Annotated in this window: 27 protein-coding genes; 1 reads left to right on the top strand and 26 read right to left on the bottom strand. The window is 63.4% G+C overall.

What is annotated here, in order from left to right:
• Positions 1 to 46: 46 nt before the first annotated feature.
• Positions 47 to 1,060 carry a zinc-binding alcohol dehydrogenase family protein gene (locus RAD04_RS34245; protein WP_461627313.1) on the top strand — a complete coding sequence of 338 codons (1,014 nt, stop codon included), beginning with the start codon at positions 47 to 49 and terminating at the stop codon, positions 1,058 to 1,060.
• Positions 1,061 to 1,192: 132 nt separating this feature from the next.
• On the opposite strand, the gene RAD04_RS34240 is transcribed toward RAD04_RS34245, so the two are convergent.
• The 26 genes from RAD04_RS34240 to rplB all read right to left on the bottom strand — a co-directional run bounded on the left by RAD04_RS34240 (position 1,193) and on the right by rplB (position 16,403).
• A complete protein-coding gene (locus RAD04_RS34240) occupies positions 1,193 to 1,489 on the bottom strand; it encodes a DUF1330 domain-containing protein (protein ID WP_461627312.1) in 297 nt (98 codons plus the stop codon).
• A 7-nt stretch (positions 1,490 to 1,496) separates the two neighbouring features.
• Positions 1,497 to 2,285, bottom strand: a complete 789-nt coding sequence (locus tag RAD04_RS34235; RefSeq protein ID WP_461627311.1) for an SDR family NAD(P)-dependent oxidoreductase — start codon at positions 2,283 to 2,285, stop codon at positions 1,497 to 1,499.
• Between the two features lie 219 nt (positions 2,286 to 2,504).
• Positions 2,505 to 2,921, bottom strand: a complete 417-nt coding sequence (gene rplQ, locus RAD04_RS34230) for a 50S ribosomal protein L17 (RefSeq protein ID WP_254120454.1) — start codon at positions 2,919 to 2,921, stop codon at positions 2,505 to 2,507.
• 146 nt (positions 2,922 to 3,067) lie between these two features.
• Entirely contained in the window at positions 3,068 to 4,099 is a 1,032-nt protein-coding gene (locus RAD04_RS34225) for a DNA-directed RNA polymerase subunit alpha (protein WP_008136316.1), read from the bottom strand.
• A 112-nt stretch (positions 4,100 to 4,211) separates the two neighbouring features.
• The gene (gene rpsK, locus RAD04_RS34220) at positions 4,212 to 4,601 is read right to left on the bottom strand and encodes a 30S ribosomal protein S11 (RefSeq protein ID WP_007603045.1); all 390 of its coding nucleotides are present in this window, start codon (positions 4,599 to 4,601) and stop codon (positions 4,212 to 4,214) included.
• A 122-nt stretch (positions 4,602 to 4,723) separates the two neighbouring features.
• Positions 4,724 to 5,092 carry a 30S ribosomal protein S13 gene (gene rpsM / locus RAD04_RS34215; protein ID WP_008549231.1) on the bottom strand — a complete coding sequence of 123 codons (369 nt, stop codon included), beginning with the start codon at positions 5,090 to 5,092 and terminating at the stop codon, positions 4,724 to 4,726.
• A 186-nt stretch (positions 5,093 to 5,278) separates the two neighbouring features.
• On the bottom strand, positions 5,279 to 6,169 hold the full coding sequence (locus RAD04_RS34210; protein WP_461627310.1) for an adenylate kinase: 891 nt from the start codon (positions 6,167 to 6,169) through the stop codon (positions 5,279 to 5,281).
• Complete coding sequence (locus RAD04_RS34205; RefSeq protein WP_461627309.1) at positions 6,166 to 7,377, bottom strand: preprotein translocase subunit SecY; 1,212 nt, start codon at positions 7,375 to 7,377, stop codon at positions 6,166 to 6,168. The genes RAD04_RS34210 and RAD04_RS34205 overlap by 4 nt, the downstream gene beginning before the upstream one ends.
• Entirely contained in the window at positions 7,374 to 8,705 is a 1,332-nt protein-coding gene (secY, locus tag RAD04_RS34200) for a preprotein translocase subunit SecY (protein WP_028141002.1), read from the bottom strand. Before secY ends, RAD04_RS34205 begins: the two co-directional genes overlap by 4 nt.
• 150 nt (positions 8,706 to 8,855) lie before the next feature.
• Positions 8,856 to 9,341 (bottom strand): 50S ribosomal protein L15, encoded by a 486-nt coding sequence (gene rplO, locus RAD04_RS34195; protein ID WP_028141003.1) that lies wholly within the window; start codon positions 9,339 to 9,341, stop codon positions 8,856 to 8,858.
• Positions 9,342 to 9,356: 15 nt separating this feature from the next.
• Positions 9,357 to 9,551 carry a 50S ribosomal protein L30 gene (gene rpmD / locus RAD04_RS34190; protein WP_018322272.1) on the bottom strand — a complete coding sequence of 65 codons (195 nt, stop codon included), beginning with the start codon at positions 9,549 to 9,551 and terminating at the stop codon, positions 9,357 to 9,359.
• Between the two features lie 23 nt (positions 9,552 to 9,574).
• Complete coding sequence (gene rpsE / locus RAD04_RS34185; protein ID WP_018322271.1) at positions 9,575 to 10,171, bottom strand: 30S ribosomal protein S5; 597 nt, start codon at positions 10,169 to 10,171, stop codon at positions 9,575 to 9,577.
• A gap of 44 nt (positions 10,172 to 10,215) precedes the next feature.
• Entirely contained in the window at positions 10,216 to 10,578 is a 363-nt protein-coding gene (gene rplR, locus RAD04_RS34180) for a 50S ribosomal protein L18 (RefSeq protein ID WP_008549238.1), read from the bottom strand.
• A gap of 11 nt (positions 10,579 to 10,589) precedes the next feature.
• Positions 10,590 to 11,123: a 50S ribosomal protein L6 gene (gene rplF / locus RAD04_RS34175; RefSeq protein WP_461627308.1), complete on the bottom strand. Its 534-nt coding sequence runs from the start codon at positions 11,121 to 11,123 to the stop codon at positions 10,590 to 10,592.
• Positions 11,124 to 11,139: 16 nt separating this feature from the next.
• Positions 11,140 to 11,538 (bottom strand): 30S ribosomal protein S8, encoded by a 399-nt coding sequence (gene rpsH, locus RAD04_RS34170; RefSeq protein WP_018322269.1) that lies wholly within the window; start codon positions 11,536 to 11,538, stop codon positions 11,140 to 11,142.
• A gap of 14 nt (positions 11,539 to 11,552) precedes the next feature.
• Positions 11,553 to 11,858, bottom strand: coding sequence for a 30S ribosomal protein S14 (gene rpsN / locus RAD04_RS34165; RefSeq protein WP_018322268.1), 306 nt, complete (start codon positions 11,856 to 11,858; stop codon positions 11,553 to 11,555).
• Positions 11,859 to 11,904: 46 nt separating this feature from the next.
• Positions 11,905 to 12,462 (bottom strand): 50S ribosomal protein L5, encoded by a 558-nt coding sequence (gene rplE / locus RAD04_RS34160; RefSeq protein ID WP_018322267.1) that lies wholly within the window; start codon positions 12,460 to 12,462, stop codon positions 11,905 to 11,907.
• Complete coding sequence (gene rplX / locus RAD04_RS34155; RefSeq protein ID WP_007603031.1) at positions 12,455 to 12,769, bottom strand: 50S ribosomal protein L24; 315 nt, start codon at positions 12,767 to 12,769, stop codon at positions 12,455 to 12,457. The genes rplE and rplX overlap by 8 nt, the downstream gene beginning before the upstream one ends.
• Entirely contained in the window at positions 12,769 to 13,137 is a 369-nt protein-coding gene (rplN, locus tag RAD04_RS34150) for a 50S ribosomal protein L14 (protein ID WP_007603030.1), read from the bottom strand. Before rplN ends, rplX begins: the two co-directional genes overlap by 1 nt.
• An 83-nt stretch (positions 13,138 to 13,220) precedes the next feature.
• Entirely contained in the window at positions 13,221 to 13,469 is a 249-nt protein-coding gene (gene rpsQ, locus RAD04_RS34145; RefSeq protein ID WP_007603028.1) for a 30S ribosomal protein S17, read from the bottom strand.
• Positions 13,470 to 13,482: 13 nt separating this feature from the next.
• Positions 13,483 to 13,689 (bottom strand): 50S ribosomal protein L29, encoded by a 207-nt coding sequence (gene rpmC, locus RAD04_RS34140; RefSeq protein WP_026202715.1) that lies wholly within the window; start codon positions 13,687 to 13,689, stop codon positions 13,483 to 13,485.
• Between the two features lie 5 nt (positions 13,690 to 13,694).
• Positions 13,695 to 14,108, bottom strand: a complete 414-nt coding sequence (gene rplP, locus RAD04_RS34135) for a 50S ribosomal protein L16 (RefSeq protein WP_008136349.1) — start codon at positions 14,106 to 14,108, stop codon at positions 13,695 to 13,697.
• A gap of 30 nt (positions 14,109 to 14,138) precedes the next feature.
• Positions 14,139 to 14,864 (bottom strand): 30S ribosomal protein S3, encoded by a 726-nt coding sequence (gene rpsC / locus RAD04_RS34130; RefSeq protein WP_014494500.1) that lies wholly within the window; start codon positions 14,862 to 14,864, stop codon positions 14,139 to 14,141.
• Between the two features lie 17 nt (positions 14,865 to 14,881).
• On the bottom strand, positions 14,882 to 15,268 hold the full coding sequence (gene rplV / locus RAD04_RS34125) for a 50S ribosomal protein L22 (RefSeq protein ID WP_008136353.1): 387 nt from the start codon (positions 15,266 to 15,268) through the stop codon (positions 14,882 to 14,884).
• 10 nt (positions 15,269 to 15,278) lie between these two features.
• Entirely contained in the window at positions 15,279 to 15,557 is a 279-nt protein-coding gene (rpsS, locus tag RAD04_RS34120; RefSeq protein ID WP_008136357.1) for a 30S ribosomal protein S19, read from the bottom strand.
• Positions 15,558 to 15,569: 12 nt separating this feature from the next.
• Entirely contained in the window at positions 15,570 to 16,403 is an 834-nt protein-coding gene (gene rplB, locus RAD04_RS34115; RefSeq protein ID WP_091957434.1) for a 50S ribosomal protein L2, read from the bottom strand.
• Positions 16,404 to 16,409: the final 6 nt, after the last annotated feature.

The raw sequence follows: 16,409 nt of genomic DNA, 5'->3' as shown, positions 1-16,409 counted from the left end.
TAGGCGCGCCCATGCCAAGCTGCGCGCCATCTGATGGAGACAAGCCATGAAGGCCGTCGGCTACAAGAAATCGCTTCCGATCGAGGATCAGGATGCGCTGATCGATTTCGAGACCGCAAAGCCCGAACCCGGAGGGCGCGACATCCGCGTCGCCGTGAAGGCGATTTCGGCCAATCCGGTCGATTACAAGGTGCGCAAGCGCGCAGCGCCGCCCGAGGGCGAGACCAAGATCCTGGGTTATGACGCGGCCGGCGTGGTCGATGCCGTCGGGCCCGAGGTCACGCTGTTCAAGCCGGGTGACGAGGTGTTTTACGCCGGCTCGATCCTGCGCCAGGGCACCAACGCCGAATTCCACCTGGTCGACGAGCGCATCGTCGGCAACAAGCCGAAGAGCCTGTCGTTCGCGCAAGCCGCCGCCCTTCCCCTCACCTCCATCACCGCCTGGGAATTGCTGTTCGATCGGCTCGGCGCGGTGCCCGGCAAGAGCGTCGATCCGCGCACCCTGCTGATCACGGGCGGCGCCGGCGGCGTCGGCTCGATCCTGATCCAGCTCGCCCGCCGCCTCACCGGCCTCACGGTGCTCGCCACCGCGACGCGGCCGGACTCGCAAAAATGGTGTTTCGATCTCGGCGCGCATGCGGTGATCGACCACGGCAAGCCGATGAAGGAGCAGATCGAAAAATTGAAACTGCCGCCGGTCGCGCTGGTGGCGAGCCTCACCTTCACCGATCAGCATTACAAGGCGATCGCCGAGTTCATGGCGCCGCAGGGCCGGTTCGGCCTGATCGACGATCCCCCGGAATTCACCATGAGCACGTTCAAGGGCAAGGCGATCTCGGTGCACTGGGAATCGATGTTCACGCGCTCCTCGTTCCAGACATCAGACATGATCGCGCAGCATCATTTGCTCAACGACGTCGCAGACCTCATCGACAAGGGCGTGCTGCGCACCACGCTCGACCAGACTTTTGGCACGATCAACGCCGCCAACCTCAAGCGCGCGCATGCGCTGCTCGAGAGTGGCAAGTCGCGCGGCAAGATCGTGCTGGAGGGGTGGTAGGCGCCGCAACGTCGGTGCGGAGGGTGGATTAGCGTAGCGTAACCCACCTCTGGTTCTGCGGAAACACACGGCGGTGGGTTACGCCAGCGGACTGCGCTTCGCGCAGCCGCAGGCTAACCCACCCTACGGCTCCTACGCTTCCGCCGCGCCCTCGACGAACAGCAGCCGCCGTTCCAGCGCGGTCTGCCGCAGCTTGAGCGCTTCGGCATATTCCGGCGAGGTGTACCATTCCTTCAGCCGCGCCATCGACGCGAATTCGACGATGACGATGGCCTTCGCTGGAAGGTTGCCTTCGGCAAGCTCGGCCTTGCCGCCGCGGACGAGATAACGCCCGCCATACTGCGCGATCGTCTCTGCGGCGAGCACACGATAGGCTTCGAACCCCTCGGGATCGCGCATCTCGACTTCGGAAATCACATAGGCAGTCATGCGCGGCTCAGGCGATGGTGTTGACGATGCCGCCCTCGGCCCGCAGCGCCGCACCGTTGGTCGCGGACGCCTGCTTCGACGCAACATAGACCACCATGTTGGCGATCTCGTCGACACTGGCGAAGCGTTGCAGCAGCGAGCTCGGCCGATGCTGCTTGACGAAATTGGCGGCAGCCTCGTCGACCGACTGGCCGTTCTGCTTGGCGAGATCCTTCACAAAGGTCTCGACGCCCTCCGACATGGTCGGCCCCGGCAGCACGGAATTGACGGTGACGCCGGTGCCGCGGGTGAGCTGCGCCAGACCGCGCGCGACCGAGAGCTGGGCCGTCTTGGTCATGCCGTAGTGGATCATCTCGACGGGAATGTTGAGCCCGGACTCCGATGAGATGAAGACGATGCGGCCCCAATTGCGCTTGAGCATGCCCTTCAGATAAGCGCGCGACAGCCGCACGCCGCTCATGACATTGACCTCGAAGAAGCGGCTCCAGTCCTCGTCCGGAATCTCGAAGAAATCCTTGGGCTCGAAGATGCCGGCATTGTTGATGAGGATGTCGACTTCTGGCAGCGCCGCAACGAGCGCCTTGCAACCGGCTGCGGTCGAGACGTCGGCGGCGATGCCGCGCACCTTCGCGCCCGTCCCTTCCAGCTTGCGCACGGCGGCATCGACCTTGTCCTGGCCGCGCCCATTGATCACGACACTGGCGCCAGAGGCCGCGAGGCCTGTGGCGATGGCGTGGCCGATGCCGGCGGTCGAGCCGGTTACGAGGGCGGTCTTCCCGGAAAGGTCGATGTTCATGTCTCATCTCCATCGATGTCGGTGGAGATATCGGGCGCTCGACATGAGACCGCAATTGGCGCTCACTCAGGCGTGAGAAAGACATTCAGGCGTGAGAAGGACATGGGCTCGTCGTCACGGCGAAAGCCGGGACGATACCGCAAGCACCGATAAGGTACCGCGTCGGCAAAAAAAAGCGGCGCCCGAAGGCGCCGCTCTCTGAATTCAAGACCGATCGGCTTACGCCGCCTCGGCTTCCTTCTCCAGCACCGGACCGGAATCCTGGCCCTTGGCATCGACGTCGCGATCGACGAACTCGATCACGGCCATCGCGGCATTGTCGCCGTAGCGGAAGCCGGCCTTGATGATGCGGGTGTAGCCGCCCTGGCGGTCCTTGTAGCGAGGCGCCAGCACGTCGAACAGCTTCTTGACCTGGTCCTTGTCGCGCATCTCGGAGATGGCCTGGCGGCGCATGGCCAGCCCGCCCTTCTTGCCGAGGGTGACGAGCTTCTCGACGATCGGACGGAGCTCCTTCGCCTTCGGCAGCGTGGTGACGATCTGCTCGTGCTTGATCAGCGCGGCGCACATGTTGGCGAACATCGCGCGGCGATGCTCGGCAGTGCGGTTGAGCTTCCGATGAACCTTGCCGTGACGCATGTGACTATTCCTTCTTCGATGTGTCGCGGTGGTTCAGCGACTGGTTTTCAGGTGGGCTTCCTGCGTTCGCCCTAGGCCGCGAATAGCGAATGGCGAGTAGCGAATGGATGTTCGTCCCTATTCGCTATTCGCCACTCCCAACTCGCTCAGTAGTGATCCTCGAAGCGCTTGGCGAGCTCGTCGATGTTCTCCGGCGGCCAGCCCGGCACTTCCATGCCGAGATGCAGACCCATCTGGGCCAGCACTTCCTTGATCTCGTTCAGCGACTTGCGGCCGAAGTTCGGAGTGCGGAGCATTTCCGCCTCGCTCTTCTGCACGAGGTCGCCGATGTAGACGATGTTGTCGTTCTTCAAGCAGTTGGCCGAACGCACCGACAGCTCGAGCTCGTCCACCTTCTTGAGGAAGGCCGGGTTGAAGGCGAGGTCCGGGATGATCTCCTGGGCGACTTCCTTGCGCGGCTCTTCGAAGTTGACGAACACGTTGAGCTGATCCTGCAGGATGCGGGCGGCGTAAGCCACGGAGTCATCCGGCGAGATCGCGCCGTTGGTCTCGATCGTCATGGTCAGCTTGTCGTAGTCGAGGATCTGGCCCTCGCGGGTGTTCTCGACCTTGTAGGAGACCTTGCGGACCGGCGAGTACAGGCTGTCGACCGGGATCAGGCCGATCGGCGCGTCCTCGGGACGATTGCGCTCGGCGGGCACGTAGCCCTTGCCGGTGGCGACCGTGAACTCCATGCGGATCTCCGCGCCCTCGTCGAGGGTGCAGATCTGCAGATCGGGGTTCAGCACCACGACGTCGCCGACGGTCTGGATGTCGCCGGCGGTGACGACGCCCGGGCCCTGCTTCTTCACGACCATGCGCTTGGGGCCTTCGCCCTGCATCTTGATCGAGATGTCCTTGATGTTGAGCACGATGTCGGTGACGTCCTCACGAACGCCCGCGATCGAGGAGAACTCGTGCAACACGCCGTCGATGTGCACCGACTGCACCGCCGCGCCCTGGAGCGAGGAGAGCAGGATGCGGCGCAGCGCGTTGCCGAGCGTCTGGCCGAAGCCGCGCTCGAGCGGCTCGGCGACGATGGTCGCGAAACGGTTCGAATCGCTGCCGGGCGTGACCTGGAGCTTGTTCGGTCGAATCAGTTCTTGCCAATTTTTCTGGATCGTCACTGTTTCACCCATACAGGCCAGTCAATTTGAGCGTTCAAATACTGGCGTTGGAGAAAGGCCGCAGATCATTCCCGCGGCTTCTTAGAAAAGTCATTGCGGGCGCCAATGCGCCCGCAACTCGGGATCAAACGCGCCGACGCTTGCGGGGACGGCAACCGTTGTGCGGGATCGTGGTCACGTCACGGATCGAGGTGACGGTGAAGCCTGCGGCCTGAAGCGCGCGGAGCGCCGACTCGCGGCCCGAACCGGGACCTGCGACTTCGACTTCCAGCGTGCGCATGCCGTGCTCCTGCGCCTTCTTGGACACGTCCTCGGCGGCAACCTGCGCGGCGTACGGGGTCGACTTGCGCGAGCCCTTGAAGCCCATCGTGCCGGCGGAAGACCAGGCAATCGTGTTGCCCTGCGCGTCGGTGATGGTGATGGTCGTGTTGTTGAACGACGAGTTCACGTGCGCGACGCCGGAGGCGATGTTCTTGCGCTCACGACGACGAACGCGGGTGGCTTCCTTGCCCATAGAGTACCTTTCCTGAAGATCTCAAACGCCGCCGTAATGCCAGCGGCTACACCTGTGGAACGAAAGGCGCATGGCGAAGGGGTCATCCCTGTTCGCCACACGCCGCGATTGGATTCGAAAACTTACTTCTTCTTGCCGGCGATGGCCTTGGCCGGACCCTTGCGCGTGCGCGCATTGGTGTGGGTGCGCTGGCCGCGCACCGGCAGGCCGCGACGATGACGCAGGCCGCGATAGCAGCCGAGGTCCATCAGACGCTTGATGTTGATGCCGACCTCACGACGCAGGTCGCCCTCGACGAGATAGTCGCGGTCGATCACTTCGCGGATCTGGAGCACTTCGGCGTCGCTCAGCTGATTGACGCGACGATCCACGGGGATCTTCACCTTCTCCAGGATCTCACCGGCGATCTTCTGACCGATGCCATGGATGTACTGGAGCGCGATCAGCACGCGCTTGTTGGTCGGGATGTTCACGCCGGCAATACGGGCCACGGCCTTCTCTCCTGTTGCCGATCCCTCGTCAGGAACCGGTCTTTAAGTGCTTGGTTTCTCGGGCAGGTGTTCACAAACGCGAACACGACGCCCACCCCTGGTCTTCCTGGGGCCGGCATCGTTTGAAACTATCCGACTTGGATGCGGGGCTTATTAGGGGATTCCAGGGGCTTTCGTCAACCGCTGCTAGCGCTTAGCTCGCTTTTTCGTGACCTTTTTTGCGGCCTTTTTGGCACCCTTTTTGACAGCCTTCTTGGCGGTCTTTCGGGCTGTTTTCTTTGCCGCTTTCTTGACGGACCTCCCGGCGGCCTTCTTGGCCGTCTTCTTGGGGCCCCTCACCGCCGTCTTGACGGCCTTTTTCGCCGATTTGGCGGGTTTTTTGGTCGTTTTGGCTGCTTTCCTAGCCGTCTTGCTCGCTTTCTTGCTGGCCTTGGCCTTCTTGGCCGGGCCCGCCTTGGCTGCGCTTTTGGCGTGGGTCTTGGGCTCGACTGCTCCCAACGCCAGGAGCTGGCGATGGATGGCGCGGGTGACCTCGTCGATGGCCATCATACCGTCGATGGTCGAGAGCTTCCGCCGCTCGGAATAGTAGTGAATCAGCGGTTCCGTCTGGTTGCGGTAGCTGGCTAACCGCTTGGTCAGGACCTCCGGCGTGTCGTCGAGTCGGACCTCCTTCCCGCGCTCACGCATCTGGGCGACGCGGGTCTCGACACGATTCAGCAGCGCGCTCTCGTTGACGCGAAGCTCGATCACGGCGTCGAGCTTGAGGTGCTTGTGCTTGAGCAGCTCGTCCAGCGCCTCGGCCTGCGGCACGGTGCGCGGGAAACCGTCGAGGATGAAACCGTTCTTGGCGTCCGGCTGGTCGATCCGATCGGAGATGATTCCGACCACGACCTCGTCGGGTACGAGACCACCGCTGGCCATGATCTCCTTGGCCTTCAGCCCGACTGGCGTACCGGCCGCAACCGCGGCACGCAGCATCTCGCCGGTCGAGAGCTGGACGATGCCATAGCGTTGCACCAGCAACTGCGCCTGGGTCCCCTTGCCCGACCCCGGCGGTCCCAGAAGTATAATTCTCATCGGCGTACGCCCCCCGGATTGGTGAGCGATACGTCGCGCACCTGTGCTTTGATATCAAGAGCGGTGCAAACCACAACCAGCGCCCCACCGCCATTGATCATCATACTATAAGGCAGCCCGATCCCGTAAAGCTCGAAGACCTCCGGAATCAACTGCAACACAGTCAGGTAGACGGCTCCGACGACTGTCGTCAATGACACGACGCGGTCGAGATAGTCGGCGGTCGCCTCGCCCGGCGCGACATCGGGAATCGTGCCGTCGCGCGTGGCCAGGGATTTGGCCGCGTGCTCGGGATCGACGACGTAGGCAGTGTAGATGAAGGCCAGCACGAACACGGCGATCGACACGAGGATGAGATGCGCCGGTTGCCCGACCTGAAAGTGCCGGTACGCTGCGGCGACCACGGGATGATCACCGCCAAGGATGAGGCCCGCAAGGGCGAGCGGCAGAAAGAAGATCCACGGCGCCGCGGTGACCGGAATCAGAAAGCCGGCACTGTTGATCTTGATCGGGAGAATCGCAGCTCGCGCGGGCAGCAGGCGATCTCCGAGTCTGCGCTCGGCGAACTCGACACGGACATTGCGTCGCGCACCTTCAACGAAGACGATCAATGCGACGACCACGATCCAGACGAGCGCGTGGAACAGCACGACACTGCCGGGTACCTGGCCGTCCTGCAGAAGGCGTGCGATGCCGGCAATGTCGACCGGGACATGAACGAGAATATTGACGCTGAGCAGCAGCGCCAGACCATTGCCGATGCCGTGGCGGGTGATCTGTTCGCTGAGCCAGACCAGGACGAACACGCCACCCACGATCGAGGCCGTGGCAGCGAGCACGGGCCATTCGTCGGGATCGGAGACCAGCGCCGGAATTGTCCGGATGGTCGAGGCGTAGCCGTAGGCCTGGAAGGTGGTGAAGACCAGGGTCACTATCAGCGTGTAGCCGGAGATTTTGCGCCGGCCGCGCTCGCCCGACCTCTCGAGTGAGCTCAAGCGCCGCGATACCAGCGAGACAAGCCGGACGACGATCGCGGCCGTCAGATAGGGAAGGATACCGAGTGCGAAGATCGAAAAGCGAACCACATGTTCGCCTGAGAACGACGAGCTCGGCGCCCCCATCCCGACAAGCGGGACCTGGGTGCCGAGCCTGAAGAGGAGCAGCGCGCCAATCGTGAAAGCGATCCGGCGCGCGAGCTCCTTGTTCATCTACGGCGGCCACGCAGCTTCGACTTGCGGATCAGGCCTTCATACTGATGCGCCAGCAGATAGCCCTGCACCTGTGCCACCGTGTCCATGGTGACGCTGACCACGATCAGCAGCGAGGTGCCGCCGAAGTAGAACGGCACCGAGGCGTAGGAGATCAGGATCTCAGGGATCAAGCAGACGATCGCCAGATAGACCGCGCCGAGCACGGTGATGCGCGAGAGCACGTAGTCGATATATTCCGCGGTGCGCTCGCCGGGACGGATGCCCGGAATGAAGCCGCCGTGCTTCTTCAGATTGTCCGCGGTCTCGGTCGGGTTGAACACGATCGCGGTGTAGAAGAAGGCGAAGAAGACGATCAGCGCCAGATACATGATCAGGAACAGCGGACGGCCATGGCCGAGCTGGGTCGTGATCCACTGGAACCATTCCGGCCCGCTGCCCGCGTTGAAGTTCGCCACCGTGGTCGGCAGCAGCAGCAGCGAGGACGCGAAGATCGGCGGGATCACACCGGAGGTGTTGAGCTTGAGCGGCAGATGCGAGGACTGACCCTCGAACATCTTGTTGCCGACCTGGCGCTTCGGATACTGGATCAGGAGGCGGCGCTGCGCGCGCTCCATGAACACGATGAAGGCGATCACGGCGACTGCCATGATGATGACGACCAGGATCAGGCCGGTCGACATCGCGCCCTGACGGCCGAGCTCGAGCATGTTGGCGAGCGCGGCGGGCAGCTCGGCGACGATGCCGGCGAGAATGATCAGCGAGATGCCGTTGCCGATGCCGCGCGAGGTGATCTGCTCGCCCAGCCACATCAGGAACATGGTGCCGCCGGTCAGCGTGATCGCGGTGGACAGGCGGAAGAACAGGCCAGGGTCGCTGACGACGTTGCCAGCGCCCTCGAGGCCCACCGCGATACCGTAGGACTGGAACGCGGCCAGGATCACGGTGAGATAGCGGGTGTACTGGTTCAGCAGCTTGCGGCCGGACTCGCCTTCCTTCTTCAGCGCCTCGAGTTGCGGCGAGACGGTGGTGAGGAGCTGGATGATGATCGAGGCCGAGATATACGGCATGATGTTCAAGGCGAAGATCGCCATGCGGTGGATGCCGCCGCCGGCGAACATGTTGAACATGCCGAGGATGCCGCCCGCCTGGGAGCGGAACACCTGCTCCCAGATATTGGGATCGATGCCGGGGAGCGGGATGTAGGTCCCGAGCCGATAAACGAGCAGCGCACCCAGGGTGAACCAGATGCGCTTCTTCAGTTCGTCAGCCTTGGCAAACGCACCGAAATTGAGATTGGCTGCCAGTTGTTCCGCTGCAGAGGCCATCTTGGACTTTCTCCCGCCGCCTATTGCGCCGTCATGCCCGCGGCCGGGCTACATTATACCGGACACCGGACATTATCTGGGGCTCGGCTTCGATAAGTCCACGTCCCGCACGCGTAAAGGCCCGCGAGCCGCGGGCCAATGACGCAGTTGTTACGCCGCCTCGCCTTCTTCCTTGGCAGGGGCGAGGATCTTCACCGAGCCGCCGGCCTTCTCGACCGCGGCGATCGCGGTCTTGGTGGCGCCGTGGACTTCGATGTTGAGCTTGGACTTGAGCTCGCCGCGGCCGAGCAGCCGCAGGCCACCCTTGGGCCGGCGCAGCACGCCGCCCTTCACCAGGGCCTCGACGTTCACGACGCTGCCGGCGTCGATCTTCTTGGCATCGACCGCTTCCTGGAGCCGGTCGAGATTGATCTCGGCGAACTCGACGCGGAAGATGTTGTTGAAGCCGCGCTTGGGCAGACGGCGATGCATCGGCATCTGGCCGCCTTCGAAACCCTTGATGCGCACGCCCGAACGCGCGGTCTGACCCTTGCCGCCGCGGCCGGACTGCTTGCCCTTGCCCGAACCGATGCCACGGCCGACGCGCATACGCTTCTTGCGCGAGCCGGCGTTGTCGGCGATATCGCTGAGCTTCATCGCCCTTCTCCTTATTTACTTCTCGTCGACGATGCGGACGAGATGATGAACCTTCTCGATCATGCCACGGACTGCCGGGGTGTCCTGCAGTTCGCTGGTGCGACCGATCTTGTTGAGCTTGAGCCCGATCAGCGTCGAGCGCTGCGAGTGATGGCGGCGGATCGCGCTGCCGGTCTGCTCGAGCTTGATCGTCTTGCTGGCCTTGGCCATGGGAGTCTACTCCAGAGCTTCCGTTAGTCGGCAGCCGCCTCGGCATCGCCACCGATACGGCGCGACTGCAGAGTGGACACCTTGATGTTGCGGCGGGCTGCGACCGAACGCGGCGAATCCTGATGCTTCAGCGCGTCGAAGGTCGCGCGAACCATGTTGTAGGGGTTCGACGAGCCGATCGACTTGGCGACCACGTCCTGGACGCCGAGCGTCTCGAACACGGCGCGCATCGGACCGCCGGCGATGATGCCGGTACCGGCTGGAGCTGCACGCAGGTAGACACGGCCCGCGCCATGACGGCCGGCGATGTCGTGATGCAGCGTGCGGCCCTCGCGCAGCGAGACGCGGGTCAGGTTGCGCTTGGCGGACTCGGTGGCCTTGCGGATCGCTTCCGGCACTTCGCGCGCCTTGCCGTGACCGAAGCCGGCGCGGCCCTTCTGGTCGCCGATCACGACCAGCGCTGCGAAACCGAAGCGCTTGCCGCCCTTGACGACCTTGGCCACGCGGTTGATGTGAACGAGCTTGTCGACGAACTCGCTGTCGCGCTCCTCGCGCTCCCTGCGTTCACGTCCGCCGCCGCCGCGTTGATCGCGTCCACCACGTTGTTCGCGTTCTGCCATTTTTCCAATCCTTCAGAGGCTTGCGCCTCAATCCTCAAATTCTGTTAGAAGCTCAGCCCGCTCTCACGCGCTGCGTCGGCGAGAGCCTTGACGCGCCCGTGGTAGAGGTAGCTGCCGCGATCGAACACGACTTCCTTGACGCCCTTCTCGGCGGCGCGCTCGGCCAGCAGCTTGCCGACCGCCTTCGCCGCATCGATGTCGGCGCCGGTCTTGCCGCCGTCGCGCATCGCCTTCTCGAGCGAAGAGGCAGAGGCCAGCGTCTCGCCCTTCAGGTCGTCGATGACCTGGGCGTAGATGTGCTTGGACGAGCGGAACACCGACAGACGCGGACGACCACCACCGGAGCGGCGCAGCTTCAGCCGCACACTCCGCTTGCGCCGGGCATTGGTAACCTTGGCTTTGGACATGACCGGCTCCGTTACTTCTTCTTGCCTTCCTTGCGGAAGATGAATTCGCCAACATACTTCACGCCCTTGCCCTTGTAGGGCTCCGGCGGGCGATAACCGCGGATCTCGGCCGCAACCTGGCCGACGCGCTGGATGTCGCTGCCCGTCACCGTGATCTCGGTCGGCTTCGGCACGGTGATCGTGATCCCTTCCGGGATCGCATAGACCACGTCGTGGCTGTAGCCGAGCGCGAGCTGCAGGTTCTTGCCCTGCATCGCGGCGCGGTAACCGACGCCGGTGATCTCGAGCTTCTTCTCGAAGCCCTTGGTGACGCCTTCGACCAGATTCGCGACCTGGGCGCGAGCGGTACCGTAGAGCGCGCGGGCGCGATTGGTCTCGAGCCGCGGCTTGACCATGATCTGGCCGCTCTCGAGCTTGACCTCGACGTCGTCATGAACGACGAACTGAAGCTGGCCCTTCGGCCCCTTCATCTTGACGGTCTGCCCATCGACGGTCGCGGTCACACCCGACGGAACCGGCACAGGCCTTTTGCCAACACGTGACATGGATCAAAAATCCTTCTCAGAACACCGTGAAGAGGACTTCACCGCCCACATTCGCGTCGCGCGCGCTGTGGTCGGCCATGATCCCCTTCGGCGTCGACAACACCGAAATGCCGAGGCCGTTGTTGACCCGCGGCAGGTTCTTCACCGAGGCGTAGACGCGACGCCCGGGCTTGGAAACACGTTCGATCTCGCGGATGACGGGCTCGCCGTCGAAATACTTCAGCTCGATCTCGATCTCGCTGCGGCCCGAGGAGTGCTCGAGCGTGGCGTAACCGCGGATGTAGCCCTCGGACTTGAGGACCTCGAGCACGTTCTCGCGCATCTTCGAGCCAGGCGTGGAGACCTTGGTCTTGGAGCGCATCTGCGCATTGCGGATACGGGTGATCAGATCGCTGATTGGATCGTGCGTAGACATCTAAACGACCCTCCTTACCAGCTGGACTTCACGAGGCCCGGGACCATGCCCTTGGAGCCAAGTTCGCGCAGCGCGATACGGGACAGCTTGTTCTTGCGGTAGTTCGAGCGCGGGCGACCCGACAGCTCGCAACGCAGGCGGATGCGGGTTGCCGACGAGTTGCGCGGCATTTCCGCCAGCTTCAACGTCGCAGCGAAACGCTCCTCCATCGGCAGCTTCTTGTCGGCGATGATCGCCTTCAACCGCTCGCGCTTGGCGGCGGCGTTCTTCACCATCCGCTTGCGCCGGTTGTTCTTCTCGACTGAACTCTTCTTTGCCATGCTTGGCTCCTGGGTATCCGCGTTTGAGAGGCTTTAGGTCAGCGTCTCACTGCCGGAACGGGAAATTGAAAGCGGTCAACAAGGCCCTCGCCTCTTCGTCGGTCTTGGCCGTGGTGCAGACGGTGATGTCCATGCCGCGGGCTTCCGTGACCTTGTCGAAGTCGATCTCGGGGAAAATGATGTGCTCCTTGATGCCGAGCGAGTAGTTGCCGCGGCCGTCGAAGCTCTTCGGGTTCAGGCCGCGGAAGTCGCGGACGCGCGGCAGCGCGACCGTCACCAGGCGATCGATGAACTCGTACATGTGGGCCTTGCGCAGCGTGACCTTGCAGCCGATCGGCTGGTTTTCACGCAGCTTGAAGGTCGCGATCGCGATACGCGAATAGGTCACGATGGCCTTCTGGCCGGCGATCTGGGTCAGCTCGGCAGCGGCGGTCTCGGCCTTCTTGCGATCGTTGACGGAATCGCCAACGCCCATGTTCAGCACGACCTTGTCCAGACGCGGAACCTGCATGACGTTCTCATAACCGAACTTCTCGGTCATGGCCGTGCGGATCTTCGCATCGTATTCCGCGCGCAGGCGCGGCGTGTAAGCGGCCTCAGCCATCGATCTCAGCTCCCGAGCTCTTGGCGATGCGGACTTTCTTGCCGTCCGCCAGAATCTTGAATCCGACGCGGGTCGGCTTTCCGTCCTTGCCGACATACGCGATGTTGGACAGTTGGATCGGCGACTCCTTCGAGATGATGCCGCCCTCCTGGGCCTGCGTCTGCTTCTGGTGACGCTTGACCATGTTGATGCCGCGCACCAGCGCCGTGCCGGCGTCGGGACGCACTTCGAACACTTCGCCGGTGCGGCCCTTGTCGCGGCCGGTCAGCACGACGACTTTGTCGCCCTTGCGGATCTTGGCAGCCATCACAGCACCTCCGGCGCGAGCGAGATGATCTTCATGTGGTTCTTCGCGCGCAGCTCGCGCGGCACGGGCCCGAAGATACGGGTGCCGACCGGCTCGGACTGGTTGTTGATCAGAACGGCGGCGTTACGGTCGAAGCGGATGACCGAACCGTCGGCGCGGCGGATGTCCTTGCGGACGCGCACCACGACGGCCTTCATCACGTCGCCCTTCTTCACCTTGCCACGCGGAATTGCTTCCTTGATCGAAACGACGATGATGTCGCCGATCGTGGCGTAGCGGCGCTTGGAGCCCCCGAGCACCTTGATACACATGACACGGCGTGCGCCAGAATTGTCGGCCACGTCGAGGTTGGTCTGCATCTGAATCATTGATGCACCTCGTCCTCTTCTATTTGCGCCAGCCCAGCCGGCGCTCAACATTTCCCTGAAGTCAGTCGGCTAAAGCCAACAGATCAGGCGCTTTTCTTGTGTTCGCCCCGGATCACGACCCAGCGCTTCAACTTCGAAATCGGCTTCGATTCCTCGATCCACACCATGTCGCCCGGCTTGAACTCGTTGCTCTCGTCGTGCGCGTGGTAGTTCTTCGAACGGCGGATCGTCTTCTTGTAGATCGGGTGCGTGAAGCGGCGATCAACGCGCACCACGATGGTCTTGGCTTGCTTGTCGCTGACGACCACGCCCTGCAAAGTACGTTTCGGCATCTTCGTAAGCCTCTTACTTCTTCTTCGCGCGCGTCTGCGCGGCGACGGTCTTGATCCGGGCGATGTCACGGCGGGCCTCGCGCAGGCGCGAGGTGTTCTCGAGCTGCCCGGTGGCGCGCTGGAAGCGCAGGTTGAAGCGCTCCTTCTTCAGGTTCAGGACGGCGTCATCCTGCTGGTCGGGGCTCATCGCGCGGATGTCTTCGATTTTCATCTGGGCCATGGCCATTACTCCGCAATGCGCTCGACGAAGCGCGTCTTGATCGGCAGCTTGGCGGCCGCCAGGGTCAGCGCCTCACGCGCCGTCTGGGTGTTGACGCCGTCGATCTCGAACAGCACCCGGCCCGGCTTGACGCGCGCGACCCACAATTCCGGCGAACCCTTGCCGGAGCCCATGCGGACTTCGGCCGGCTTCTTCGACACCGGAACGTCGGGGAACACGCGGATCCAGACGCGGCCGGCGCGCTTCATGTGGCGGGTCAGCGCGCGGCGAGCGGCTTCGATCTGGCGCGCGGTGACGCGCTCAGGCTCCGTCGCCTTCAGGCCGAACTGGCCGAACGCCAACGTCGCGCCCGAAGACGCAACGCCGTGGATGCGGCCCTTATGCGCCTTCCGGAACTTCGTTTTCTTAGGTTGCATCATGGCTTTAAGCCCTCAAATTCCTGTGCGGCTTTAGGCTGCAGCCGTATCGCGGCGCTGACGGCCACCACGATCACCACTGCCACCCGTCTCGCCTTCGGCCATTCTCTTGTCCTGGGCCATCGGATCGTGCTCGAGGATCTCGCCCTTGAAGATCCAGACCTTGACGCCGCAGGTGCCGAAGGTCGTGAACGCGGTCGCAACGCCGTAGTCGATGTCGGCGCGCAGCGTGTGCAGCGGCACGCGACCTTCGCGATACCACTCCATGCGCGCGATTTCCGCACCGCCCAGACGTCCCGAGCAGTTGATGCGGATGCCTTCCGCGCCGAGACGCATCGCCGACTGAACGGCGCGCTTCATGGCACGGCGGAACGCCACGCGGCGCTCGAGCTGCTGCGCGATCGACTCGGCCACCAGCGTCGCATCGAGCTCCGGCTTGCGGATTTCGACGATGTTGATGACGACGTCGGACGAGGTGATGTCCGCGACCTTCTTGCGCAGCTTGTCGATGTCGGCGCCCTTCTTGCCGATCACCACGCCCGGACGAGCCGAGTGGATGGTGACGCGGCACTTCTTGTGCGGACGCTCGATCACGATGCGGGCGACGGCCGCCTGCTTGAGCTCCTTGTGCAGGATCTCACGGATCTTGACGTCTTCGTGCAGCAGCTTGCCGTATTCCTGCTTGCCGGCGAACCAGCGGGAATCCCAGGTGCGGTTGATGCCGAGACGCAGACCGATCGGATTGATCTTTTGACCCATCGTTTTCTCCTGCGCCCTTAAGCGGCTGCTTCGGCTTCGACCTGACGAACGATGATCGTCAGCTGCGAAAATGGTTTGTAGACACGGCCCGAGCGGCCACGGCCGCGAGCGGCGAAGCGCTTCATCACGAGGCCGTTGCCGACGAAGGCCTGAGCCACGACGAGATCGTCGACGTCGAGATCGTGGTTGTTCTCGGCATTGGCGATAGCCGATTCCAGGCACTTCTTCACGTCGACCGCGATCCGCTTGCGCGAAAACTGCAGATCGGCGAGCGCAGCAGCTGCCTTCCGGCCGCGAATGAGCTGGGCGACCAGGTTGAGCTTCTGCGGGCTCACCCGCAGCATCCGGGCGACCGCCTTGGCCTCGTTCTCGGCGAGGCTCCGTTCGCGCTTAGGTTTGCTCATCGTTTAATCCTCAAGCCTTCTTGGCTTTCTTGTCGCCGGAGTGGCCATGGAAGGTCCGGGTCGGCGAAAACTCGCCGAACTTGTGACCGACCATTTCCTCGTTGACGGCCACCGGCACGTGCTTCTGACCATTGTAAACGCCGAAGGTCAGGCCGACGAACTGCGGCAGGATCGTCGAGCGACGGCTCCAGATCTTGATGACGTCGTGACGGCCGGACGCACGGGCGGCATCTGCCTTCTTGAGCAGAGAACCCTCGACGAACGGGCCTTTCCAGACTGAACGAACCATGTCCGGCGTTCCTTACTTCTTCCGCTTGTGGCGGCTTAGGAGAATGAATTTGTTGGTCGACTTGTTGGTGCGGGTCTTCTTGCCCTTGGTCGGCTTGCCCCACGGGGTGACCGGGTGGCGACCGCCCGAGGTACGACCTTCACCACCGCCGTGCGGATGGTCGATCGGGTTCATCGAAACACCGCGGTTATGCGGCTTGCGGCCCAGCCAACGGTTGCGGCCGGCCTTGCCGATCGAGGTGTTCATGTGATCCGGGTTCGACACCGCGCCGATCGTGCCGCGGCAACGGCCGTGCACCAGGCGCTGCTCGCCCGAGTTCAGGCGGATGATCACGTAGTCCTGGTCGCGACCGACGAGCTGGGCATAGGTGCCCGCGGAACGGGCGAGCTGGCCGCCCTTCCCGATCTTGAGCTCGATGTTGTGAATGATCGTCCCGACCGGCATGTTGCCGAGCGGCATGACGTTGCCCGGCTTCACGTCGACGTAGTTGCCGGCGATGATGGTGTCACCCACGGCCAGACGCTGCGGCGCCAGGATGTAGGCCTGCTCGCCGTCCTGATACTTGATCAGCGCGATGAAGCCGCTGCGGTTCGGATCGTACTCCAACCGCTCGACGGTCGCGGGAACGTCGATCTTCTCACGCTTGAAATCGACGGTGCGCAGCGTCCGCTTGTGACCACCGCCGCGGAAGCGCACGGTGATGCGACCGGTGCTGTTGCGGCCGCCCGAGGAGTGCTTGCCCTCGGTGAGCGCCTTGACCGGCTTGCCCTTGTAGAGAGCCGAACGATCGACCATGACCAGCTGGCGCTGGCCCGGCGTCGTGGGATTGAATGTCTTCAGTGCCATCGTCGT

This window comes from Bradyrhizobium sp. 25ACV, assembly GCF_054863005.1.
This window is presented reverse-complemented; position numbering and strand designations above follow the sequence as displayed.

Coding starts and splice junctions, on each gene's coding strand:
- RAD04_RS34245 (WP_461627313.1), top strand. CDS start 47: ATGAAGGCCGTCGGCTACAAGAAATCGCTTCCGATCGAGGATCAGGAT.
- RAD04_RS34240 (WP_461627312.1), bottom strand. CDS start 1,489: ATGACTGCCTATGTGATTTCCGAAGTCGAGATGCGCGATCCCGAGGGG.
- RAD04_RS34235 (WP_461627311.1), bottom strand. CDS start 2,285: ATGAACATCGACCTTTCCGGGAAGACCGCCCTCGTAACCGGCTCGACC.
- rplQ (WP_254120454.1), bottom strand. CDS start 2,921: ATGCGTCACGGCAAGGTTCATCGGAAGCTCAACCGCACTGCCGAGCAT.
- RAD04_RS34225 (WP_008136316.1), bottom strand. CDS start 4,099: ATGGGTGAAACAGTGACGATCCAGAAAAATTGGCAAGAACTGATTCGA.
- rpsK (WP_007603045.1), bottom strand. CDS start 4,601: ATGGGCAAGGAAGCCACCCGCGTTCGTCGTCGTGAGCGCAAGAACATC.
- RAD04_RS34210 (WP_461627310.1), bottom strand. CDS start 6,169: ATGAGAATTATACTTCTGGGACCGCCGGGGTCGGGCAAGGGGACCCAG.
- RAD04_RS34205 (WP_461627309.1), bottom strand. CDS start 7,377: ATGAACAAGGAGCTCGCGCGCCGGATCGCTTTCACGATTGGCGCGCTG.
- secY (WP_028141002.1), bottom strand. CDS start 8,705: ATGGCCTCTGCAGCGGAACAACTGGCAGCCAATCTCAATTTCGGTGCG.
- rplO (WP_028141003.1), bottom strand. CDS start 9,341: ATGAAGCTCAGCGATATCGCCGACAACGCCGGCTCGCGCAAGAAGCGT.
- rpmD (WP_018322272.1), bottom strand. CDS start 9,551: ATGGCCAAGGCCAGCAAGACGATCAAGCTCGAGCAGACCGGCAGCGCG.
- rpsE (WP_018322271.1), bottom strand. CDS start 10,171: ATGGCAGAACGCGAACAACGTGGTGGACGCGATCAACGCGGCGGCGGC.
- rplR (WP_008549238.1), bottom strand. CDS start 10,578: ATGTCCAAAGCCAAGGTTACCAATGCCCGGCGCAAGCGGAGTGTGCGG.
- rplF (WP_461627308.1), bottom strand. CDS start 11,123: ATGTCACGTGTTGGCAAAAGGCCTGTGCCGGTTCCGTCGGGTGTGACC.
- rpsH (WP_018322269.1), bottom strand. CDS start 11,538: ATGTCTACGCACGATCCAATCAGCGATCTGATCACCCGTATCCGCAAT.
- rpsN (WP_018322268.1), bottom strand. CDS start 11,858: ATGGCAAAGAAGAGTTCAGTCGAGAAGAACAACCGGCGCAAGCGGATG.
- rplE (WP_018322267.1), bottom strand. CDS start 12,462: ATGGCTGAGGCCGCTTACACGCCGCGCCTGCGCGCGGAATACGATGCG.
- rplX (WP_007603031.1), bottom strand. CDS start 12,769: ATGGCTGCCAAGATCCGCAAGGGCGACAAAGTCGTCGTGCTGACCGGC.
- rplN (WP_007603030.1), bottom strand. CDS start 13,137: ATGATTCAGATGCAGACCAACCTCGACGTGGCCGACAATTCTGGCGCA.
- rpsQ (WP_007603028.1), bottom strand. CDS start 13,469: ATGCCGAAACGTACTTTGCAGGGCGTGGTCGTCAGCGACAAGCAAGCC.
- rpmC (WP_026202715.1), bottom strand. CDS start 13,689: ATGGCCCAGATGAAAATCGAAGACATCCGCGCGATGAGCCCCGACCAG.
- rplP (WP_008136349.1), bottom strand. CDS start 14,108: ATGATGCAACCTAAGAAAACGAAGTTCCGGAAGGCGCATAAGGGCCGC.
- rpsC (WP_014494500.1), bottom strand. CDS start 14,864: ATGGGTCAAAAGATCAATCCGATCGGTCTGCGTCTCGGCATCAACCGC.
- rplV (WP_008136353.1), bottom strand. CDS start 15,268: ATGAGCAAACCTAAGCGCGAACGGAGCCTCGCCGAGAACGAGGCCAAG.
- rpsS (WP_008136357.1), bottom strand. CDS start 15,557: ATGGTTCGTTCAGTCTGGAAAGGCCCGTTCGTCGAGGGTTCTCTGCTC.
- rplB (WP_091957434.1), bottom strand. CDS start 16,403: ATGGCACTGAAGACATTCAATCCCACGACGCCGGGCCAGCGCCAGCTG.